General features: G+C 70.7%; 7 protein-coding genes and 1 pseudogene. 4 read left to right on the forward strand and 4 right to left on the reverse strand.

Features of this window, described 5'->3' with window-relative positions; genetic code table 11:
* Positions 1-142: 142 nt before the first annotated feature.
* Positions 143-1,159 (reverse strand): TRAP transporter substrate-binding protein, encoded by a 1,017-nt coding sequence (locus I9P22_RS22115; protein WP_199262180.1) that lies wholly within the window; start codon positions 1,157-1,159, stop codon positions 143-145.
* Between the two features lie 28 nt (positions 1,160-1,187).
* Positions 1,188-3,065 carry a TRAP transporter large permease gene (locus I9P22_RS22120; protein ID WP_199262182.1) on the reverse strand — a complete coding sequence of 626 codons (1,878 nt, stop codon included), beginning with the start codon at positions 3,063-3,065 and terminating at the stop codon, positions 1,188-1,190.
* Positions 3,066-3,389: 324 nt separating this feature from the next.
* Between I9P22_RS22120 and I9P22_RS22125 the strand changes: the two genes are divergently transcribed.
* Genes I9P22_RS22125 through I9P22_RS22135 form a run of 3 tightly spaced genes read left to right on the forward strand, consistent with a single transcriptional unit; the run spans position 3,390 to position 5,497 of the window.
* Positions 3,390-3,983 carry an RBBP9/YdeN family alpha/beta hydrolase gene (locus I9P22_RS22125; protein ID WP_199262184.1) on the forward strand — a complete coding sequence of 198 codons (594 nt, stop codon included), beginning with the start codon at positions 3,390-3,392 and terminating at the stop codon, positions 3,981-3,983.
* Between the two features lie 36 nt (positions 3,984-4,019).
* Positions 4,020-4,163, forward strand: a complete 144-nt coding sequence (locus tag I9P22_RS22130; RefSeq protein WP_199262186.1) for a hypothetical protein — start codon at positions 4,020-4,022, stop codon at positions 4,161-4,163.
* A complete protein-coding gene (locus tag I9P22_RS22135) occupies positions 4,163-5,497 on the forward strand; it encodes an FAD/NAD(P)-binding protein (protein ID WP_199262188.1) in 1,335 nt (444 codons plus the stop codon). The genes I9P22_RS22130 and I9P22_RS22135 overlap by 1 nt, the downstream gene beginning before the upstream one ends.
* 27 nt (positions 5,498-5,524) lie before the next feature.
* Here the strand turns inward: I9P22_RS22135 and I9P22_RS22140 are convergent, their stop codons facing one another.
* Entirely contained in the window at positions 5,525-6,205 is a 681-nt protein-coding gene (locus tag I9P22_RS22140) for an ArsR/SmtB family transcription factor (protein WP_199262190.1), read from the reverse strand.
* A gap of 72 nt (positions 6,206-6,277) precedes the next feature.
* Between I9P22_RS22140 and I9P22_RS22145 the strand changes: the two are divergent.
* Positions 6,278-6,588: pseudogene (locus I9P22_RS22145) on the forward strand (NIPSNAP family protein).
* A gap of 101 nt (positions 6,589-6,689) precedes the next feature.
* Here I9P22_RS22145 and I9P22_RS22150 read toward each other — a convergent pair.
* A partial coding sequence (locus tag I9P22_RS22150) for a CHAT domain-containing protein (protein WP_199262192.1) occupies positions 6,690-8,273 on the reverse strand: 1,584 nt, incomplete at its 5' end.

Here is an 8,273-nt window from a genome sequence, read left to right on the forward strand (position 1 = left end):
CAGTTCCGCCAGCCCCAGCCCGGCGCTGCCGCCCCTGCCGACCAGCGACAGCAGCGACAGCGCCCGCGCCACCGCCTGCGCGCCGCCGCCGGCGGGCTCGGGGGCGGGTGCGGCAAGGGACGGGGCGGGCGTGTCGGTCATCTCAGACCAGCTTCCGGCCGATGGCGGTTTCCAGGATCTCCCAGGCCTCGTCGCCATAGGTCTTCTTCCACTCGGCATAGAAGCCCGCTTCGCGCAGCTTGTCCGCGAAGGGCTGCGGGTCGACGTCGTTGAAGACGAAGCCCTGACCCTCCAGGTCGCCGCGCAGCGAGGCGTTCAGCGCCATCACGTCGGCGCGCTGCTTTTCGGCGCCGGCGTTGAAATGCTTGGCGACGATCTGCTGCGCATCCTCGGGCAGGGCGCCCCAGGCGCGGCGGTTGCCCAGAAGCCAGAACCCGTCCCACATGTGGTTGGTCATGGACAGGTATTTCTGCACCTCCCACAGCTTGGCGACCTTCATGATGGCCAGCGGGTTTTCCTGGCCGTCGACGATGCCGGTCTGCAGCGCGGTATAGACCTCGGCGAAGTTGATCGAGGCCGGCGCCGCGCCGAAGGCCGAGAAGAGCGAGGTCCAGAGCGGGCTGACCGGCACGCGGATCTTGAAGCCCTCGAAATCGGCGGGCGTGGTGATCGGCTTGGTCGAGGTGGTGGTCTGGCGGAAGCCGTTGTCCCAGATCTTCTCCATCACCACCAGGCCGGCGGCCTCGATCTGCGCGCGCTCATAGGCGCCCAGCTCGCCGTCCATCGCCTTCCAGACCGTGTCGTAATCGGGGAAGGCGAAGCCCACGCCGTTGATCGAGGCGTTGGGGACCAGCGTCGACAGGATGATCGGCGACAGCTGGAAGAACTCGACCCCGCCCGAGCGCAGCTGGCCCAGCACGTCCGTATCCGCGCCCAGCTGGTTCGAGGGGAAGATCTGGATGTCCACCGCGCCCGAGGTTTCTTCCAGGATCGCCTTGACCGCCTCGGCCAGCCGGACGTTGCTGGGATGCTCGAGCGGCTGGTTGTTGGCGATCTTGTAGCTGAATTCGGCGGCGCGGGCGGCGCCCGGCCGGATGAAGGGCGCGGCCAGCGCCCCTGCGGCGGCCCCGATCAGGACGCTGCGGCGGGTGATTGTCATGTTTTCCTCCTCCCCGAGATTGTTGAAGTCAAAGCAAGGCGGTCGAGAACCAAGGCACGGCGGCGATGGCCAGCAAGCCGACCAGCAGCGCCGCCAGATAGGGCCAGATGCGGCGCATCACCTGGTCGGCGGGCACGTTGGCGATCTTGCAGGCGATGTAGAAGCCGATGCCGATGGGCGGCGCCATCAGCCCGATGTTCATCGCCGTGACGATGACCATGGCGTAATGGATGTCGTGGATGCCGAGGCCGCGGGCGATCGGAAACATGATCGGCGCCAGCAGCACGATGGCCGGCAGTCCCTCCAGCACGCAGCCGAGCACCAGGAAGATCACGATGCTGGCCAGCATGAACACCGCCCAGCCGCCCGGCAGGCCGGTGACCACGGCCATCAGGTCGCGGGCGAAGCCGGATTGCGTCAGCGCCCAGGCCATCGCGGACGCCGCGCCCAGGATCAGCAGGATCGCGCCGGACATGGCGGCGGTCTCGACCAGCATGGTGCCCAGTTTGCGGATCGGGATGCCGCCGTAAAGCACGACGCCGATGATGAAGGCATAGACCACGGCGATGGCCGAGACCTCGGTCGCGGTGGCGACGCCGCCGCCGACCAGGCTGCGGATCATGAAGGGCAGCACCAGCGCCGGCGCCGCGATCAGCGCGGTCCTGCCGATCAGCGGCAGGGTGGCGCGGGTGACGCCGGCCATGTCTTCCTTGCGGGCCTTCCAGCGCGCCAGCACTGCCAGCACCGACAGCAGCACCATGGCGATGGCGAAGCCCGAGGTGAACAGCCCGGCGATGGACACCCCCGCGACCGAGCCCAGCACGATCAGCACGATCGAGGGCGGCACGGTATCGGCCATCGCTGCCCCGGTCGCCAGCAGCGCCGTCATCTCGGGCGCGGAATGGCCGCGTCGGCGCATTTCGGGAAACAGCGCCGGGGCCACCGTCGCCATGTCCGAGACCTTGGAGCCGGAAATCCCCGAGACCAGGAACATCGAGCCCAGCAGCACATAGCTCATCCCCGCCTTCACATGGCCCAGCAGCGAAGCGAGGAAATTGACGATGGCCTTGCCCATGCCCGTCGCGTCGAGGATACAGCCCAGCAGCACGAAGACCGGCACCGACAGCAGGATCAGCGACGACATGCCCTCGTCGATGCGGCCCATCATCACGAAGATCGGCGCATGGCTGGCAAAGGTCAGATAGGCCAGCGTCCCCAGCGCGAAGCAGAAGGCGATGGGCACGCCGCCGCACAGCAGCACCGCCACCAGCAAGCCCAGCCAGATCGGCAGGTTCCAGTTGCCGATGGACAGAAGCGCCGGCCGCGCGAACCACAGCAGCGCGACCAGGGCGCCGGCCACGACCAGCGTGCCGGCGATGATCCGCCATTCGCGCGTGCGCAGCACCGAGAGCAGCGACAGCGCTGCCATCAGCCCGATTCCCGCCGGAAGGGCCGAGGCGCGCCAGGACATCGGCAGGCCAAGCGCGGGCGAGGTCACGTAGCTTTCTTCCCAGGCGTATTCGACCGCCACCGGCAGCAGGCGCAGCAGCAGCGCGCAGACCAGCACCTGCCCCGCCACTTCCACCACGCGGGCCAGCCGTTCGGGCAGCAGCGGCAGGAACACGGTCAGCTTCATGTGCTCGTGCCGGTCGACGGCCAGCGCCGCGCCCAGCATCGCCATCCAGATGAAGCTGATCGAGGCGACCTCGTCACCCCAGATTAAAGGCTTGGCCAGCACGTAGCGGAAGAACACATTCGCCAGCACCGCGACCATCATCACCACCAGCAGCCCGGCGGCGGCGATCTCGACCGGGCGCATCCAGGGCTCGGCGCGCTTCGGCTCGGCCATCGCCTCGATGCCGCCAAGCGCCAGCTCGCCCTCCGGCGAAGTGTCGGTGAGTTGCATTGTCTTCCTCCCTCGACGGCGGGTTCTCCCCTTCCCCTGCCGGAAATCCACGATATGGACTGTCCGACGGCCGTTTCCTTGCGGATTTCGGCGAAGTTTCCGCCAGATTGCAAGGAGTAAATTCCACATCATGCCAATTTCGGCAGCAAGTGGCCAGGCGCCAGGCATTTCGGTTTCACATCATGGAATTGATGGATTGTCCCGGGACCGCCGCGCCCGTCCCGCCCGCGCCCCGGGATAGAACGATCTTCCCCGGTACCGGCCAAATTTGGAACGGAAAAACCCGACTAACATGATAGATATTTACTGGAAGGAGAAAAGACCATGATTCGCACCCTGCTTCTCCCCGGTCTCGACGGGTCCCCGGCGCCGCATTGGCAACATTGGTGGGCGCAGTCCGATCCGAACGCGGTGATCGTCGAACAGGCCTCGTGGTCGCGGCCCTGCCCGGACCAATGGTTGACCGAGATCGCCGGCGCCCTGCTGCTGCATCCCGGCGCGGTGCTGGTCGGGCATTCGCTCGGCGCCGTCGCCGCGGTGAAGCTGCTGCTGCAATGGCCGCAGCTGAAGGTCGGCGGGGCGCTGCTGGTGGCGCCGGCCGAGCCCAGCCGCGATCCCCGCACCGCCGTCTTCGGCCGGATCCCCGAGGCGCCCCTGCCGGTGCCGACCATCGTGGTGGCCAGCCGCAACGACAGCTGGATGGGTTACGACCGCGCCCGCGACCTGGCCCGCGCCTGGCGGGCCTCCTTCGTCGACCTGGGTCATGCCGGCCATATCAACGTCGCCGCCGGCTATGGTCCCTGGCCGCAGGGCCGGCTGCTGCGCGCCCTGCTGCCCGAGGTCGCGGCCGAGCCCATGGCCCAGCGGCTGCCGCCGCGCCCGGCGCCGCGCCCCTGGCTGGAACAGCCGGCGCTGTGATCCCGCACGCATGACCGAAAGCGAAAGGACCGACCGATGTATTGCTTTGCCCATGACCCGGGTTTCATCGCCTTTCTTCCGCAGGAGGACGAAACCCCGCCCGATCGCGAGGACAGCCGGCTGGGACAGGCGCTGGCCATCTTCTGGACCCTGGCCTTCCTTGGCATGATGGTGCTGTGATGGACGGCCAGTTTCCGCAGGACGGTTGTCGTCACATCATCATCATCGGCGGCGGCGCCACCGGGGTGCTGGCCGCCGCGCATCTGCTGCGCGACAACCCATTCCTGCGCATCAGCATGATCGAGAAGTCGCAGACCCTGGGTTGCGGCATCGCCTATGCGACCGACAACCCGAACCACCTGCTGAACACCCGCGTTCACAACATGAGCGCCTTTCCCGACGATCCCGAGCATTTCCTGCGCTGGCTGCACCGTACGGGCGAGGCGCCGTCGGCCACGCCCGACTGCTTCATCGGCCGCACCACCTATGGCCGTTACCTGGAAAGCCTGCTTTCGGCCTGGGGCGGGGACCGGCTGACCTGCCATCGCCAGGAATGCCTGCGCGTGGAGGAAAGCCCCGGCGGCGTGCGCGCCCATCTGGACGACGGCAGCGCGATCATGGGCCATCTCGCCATCCTCGCCACCGGCCATGCGGTGCCGCAGCATCCGTCGCAGGGCATGCGCGGCGGCTGGGACTTCACCCCGCCTCGCGATCCCGAGGCCGAGGTGGCGATCATCGGCACCGGCCTGTCGATGGTGGACCATGTCGTCTCGCTGCTGGGCCGTGGCCATCGCGGCCGCATCACCTGCCTGTCGCGGCGCGGGCTGCTGCCGCGCCCCCATGCCGCCGGCCAGGCGCTGGCCATCGCGCGCGAGGAGATCCCGCTGGGACTGCCGGTCAGCCGCCTGTTGCTGTGGCTGCGCGCCCGTATCCGCCGGGCCGAGGCCCGGGGGCGGGACTGGCGCGACGTTCTGGACGGGCTGCGTCCGCATGTCAGCGCGATCTGGCGCAGCTGGGACGAGGACAGCCGGCGCCGCTTCCTGCGCCATGCCGCCTCGTGGTGGGAGGTGCACCGGCACCGCATGCCGCCGCAATCCGCCGCGCTGATCGCCGCGGCCGAGGCGCGCGGCCAGCTGCAGTTGCTCAAGGCCCGGTTTCAGCGCCTGGACGGCGAGGGCCTGCATCTGCGTACGCCCGAGGGCCCGCTGCTGCTGCCGGCCGATCACGTCATCGACTGCCGCGGCATCCGTCGCGACCCGGAGACGGACAGCGCGCCGGTGGTGCTGGACCTGATCGCGACCGGGCAGGGGCGTCTGGATCCCTTGCGGCTTGGCCTCGACACCACCGAGGACGCGCGGCTGATCGCCCGCGACGGCCGGGTGTCGCGGCGGCTGTTCGCCATCGGCCCCTGCGCCCGCGCCGCGCTGTGGGAGATCACCGCCATCCCCGACATCCGCCTGCAATGCGCCCGGCTGGCCGGATCGCTCGGGCGGCTTCCGGAAGCCCTGCACTGACGCCTGCGCCTGCCGGCGCCGGCGGCGCTAGCCGAGCCAGGCGTGGAAGCGCCGCTCGCCTTCGGGGGTGAAGCGGATCACGCGCGAGCCGGGCAGCCGCCGCGCCCAGGCCAGCGCCAGCAGCCGGTCGAGAATCGCCTTGCCCAGCAGCCCGGCCAGGTGATGCCGCCGCATGCTCCAGTCCAGGCAGGTGCGGCAGAGCGGCCGGTTGCTGCGCGGCAGTGCCACGGGCGTCAGGCCGATTTCCGCCAGATGTGCCCAGCCCGGCGCGGTGACCGCCAGATCGCCCGCCAGATCGCCCATCAGCAAGCCCCGCGCCTGCATGCGCTCGTGCAGCGTCACGCCCATCTCGCCGGCCAGATGATCGTAGCAGATGCGGGCCTTGCGCAGCGCCGGCTGGCCGGGCCCGGTGCGCGGCGGCGCCGGTGCGGCATCGCCGGAAAACACCATCAGCGCCTCGAGCAGGGCGGCGACATGCGGGCCGGCCAGCCGGAAATAGCGGTGCCGCCCCTGCGCCTCGACCGCCAGCGCCCCGCCATCGGCCAGCTTGGCCAGATGGCTGCTGGCCGTCTGCCGGGTGATGCCGGCCGCCAGGGCCAGCTCGGTTGCGGTCAGGGCGCGGCCGTCCATCAGCGCCAGCAGCATGGCGCTGCGGGCCGGGTCCGCGACCAGCGCGGCGATGCGGGCGATGTCCGGGCCTTCCGTCATGCTTCGATGCTAGCCGAAGCATGACCGCCCGCCAATCGGCTATCCGAAGGCCAGTCACCGAAAGGAGCGAACATGACCACCTGCGTCATCACCTATGACATCGACCCGAACCGGCCCGGGCTGTTCGCCGAATACGCCCGCAACCGGGGGCACTGCGGGGCGGACCTGATCGGCTATTTCGCCCGCACGAGGGTTCGGCCACCACCGCCCATGGCATCTATTCGCTGCCCTCCCTGGCGGAATACGAGGCCTATCGGGCCCGGCTGGCGGCCGATCCGCTGAGGCGCGAGAATTACGATTTCGCCCGCCGCGAATCCTTCATCCGCCGCGAGACCCGGCTGTTCGTCAGGCTGGCATCCGCCCCGCATGGGACGGGCGGATGATCGTCCGGGCCCGGCGGCTTTCGCAGCACCGGCATTCCGACACCGGGCGGCTTCGCCCGCGGGGCGATCTTTCGGGGCGGGAGGAGCGGGGCAGAGCGTCGCTATCCGGTCGGCGCGGCGTCTCGGGGCGGCGGGGATTCGGCCGCCCGCAGCCGGTCGCGCAGGCGTTCCAGCGTCTCGCGCAGCGGCGAGCGCGCCGGCAGGGCGGCGAGCGCCAGGGTCAGGTCCGGGGCAAGGGAGTCCGCAGCGTCGCCGGACAGGGTGCCGGATAACGTGCTGGACAGGGCGGCGGGATCGCCGGTGACCACCGCGCCGACCAGGGCCAGCAGCGGCTCGGGCCGGCCCGGCATGTCCATCCGCGCCGAAAGCTGCCGGAAATCGTCCTCCAGCGCCTTGGGCGGGTGGGTCAGAAGCGCCTGGACCAGCAGGTGCTGCAGCCGCAGCCGGTCGGTCTCGGCCCGGCCGGGCCGGCCGGATTGCGCCGCATCCGCCAGCGTCAGCGCCCGGTCCAGCGCCGCTTCCTGCCGCCGCAGCGCCTCTTGCCGGGTCTTGGCGGTGCCGGCCAGGATGGCGCGCCGGCGGTGCAGATCGGCCAGCAGGACATGCCGGCGCAGGCTGTCGCCGCAGCTTGTGTTCAGCGATTCCAGCAGGGCAACGGCGGTCTGCAGCCGGCCCGCGTCGCCGCGGCTCAGCAGCGGCGCCGATTCCTGCAGCGCGGTCAGCGGCAGGGTCGGGACCTCGGCGCCGGCGGCCCGGCCATAGCATTCCGCGGCCAGCTCCAGCTGCCCGCAGGCGGCATGGGCATCGCCCAGGGCGGCCGCCAGGTCCGAGCAGCCCTGCCAGCCGTTCTCGCGGATCCGGGCGCCCAGCACCGACAGATGCGCGATCACCGCGTCGCGGCCCAGGATGTCCAGCCGCGAGCCATAGGCCCGCACCTCGGCCAACGCCTCGGCCGGTGAGGCGGGGTCGCTTTGCGGCAGCCGGCGCTCTGGCCGGGCGTCGATCAGGCCGAAGCCGGGATGGCCGTAGCATTGATAGGCGCCCCAGGTATTGTCCAGCGAGCCCATGGCGGCGCTGGCGGCATGGGTGGCGCTGCGCGCCTGCCGCACCGCGGTGCCGAAATCCGCCCCGGCGCAAAGCTCGGTGAACAGGCCCTGGGCGAAGCGCATGGCCGCATCGTCCTGGACCGCCCAGCCGCAGGCCACCACCGCCGGGCAGCCACGCTCGATCAGTTCCACCGCCAGGCTCGAGGCGAAGCCGGGCCGGTCCTGGCGCAGCGCGCCCGAGAAGGGGCCGTCGGCCGAGATCCGGCCCAGGTGGCAGCAGTTCAGGAACACCAGGTCCGGCGGTTCGGGCAGTTGCGCCAGCAGCGGCGCCTCGAGCACGTCGAGCGGCGGCGCGCCCAGCACGATGCCGGTCATCGGCGGATCCTCCGGGCGCGGCTGCCAGCCGGCGACACCGTGGCTGGCGACATGCACCACGCTCCAGCTGCGCGAGAACAGCGCCGCGACCACCTGCGCCGGGCTCGCGGCATCGCCGATCAGCCGGGTGACGGCGAAGCCGCTCTCCTCCAGCAGGCTTGCCACCGCCGCGGCCTCCTGCTGGGCGCCGGGCAGCGGGCTGAGCGGGCTGCCGCCGCCGCGCGGATCGCCGATCACCAGCGCCGTGCGCCGGCCGCCGCGCCG

Source organism: Paracoccus binzhouensis, from assembly GCF_016446475.1.
GTDB classification, from domain to species: Bacteria; Pseudomonadota; Alphaproteobacteria; order Rhodobacterales; family Rhodobacteraceae; genus Paracoccus; species Paracoccus binzhouensis.

Excerpts from the sequence above, each read along its gene's own strand:
- I9P22_RS22140 (WP_199262190.1), bottom strand. The coding sequence starts at position 6,205 with ATGACGGAAGGCCCGGACATCGCCCGCATCGCCGCGCTGGTCGCGGAC.
- I9P22_RS22120 (WP_199262182.1), bottom strand. The coding sequence starts at position 3,065 with ATGCAACTCACCGACACTTCGCCGGAGGGCGAGCTGGCGCTTGGCGGC.
- I9P22_RS22130 (WP_199262186.1), top strand. The coding sequence starts at position 4,020 with ATGTATTGCTTTGCCCATGACCCGGGTTTCATCGCCTTTCTTCCGCAG.
- I9P22_RS22135 (WP_199262188.1), top strand. The coding sequence starts at position 4,163 with ATGGACGGCCAGTTTCCGCAGGACGGTTGTCGTCACATCATCATCATC.
- I9P22_RS22125 (WP_199262184.1), top strand. The coding sequence starts at position 3,390 with ATGATTCGCACCCTGCTTCTCCCCGGTCTCGACGGGTCCCCGGCGCCG.
- I9P22_RS22115 (WP_199262180.1), bottom strand. The coding sequence starts at position 1,159 with ATGACAATCACCCGCCGCAGCGTCCTGATCGGGGCCGCCGCAGGGGCG.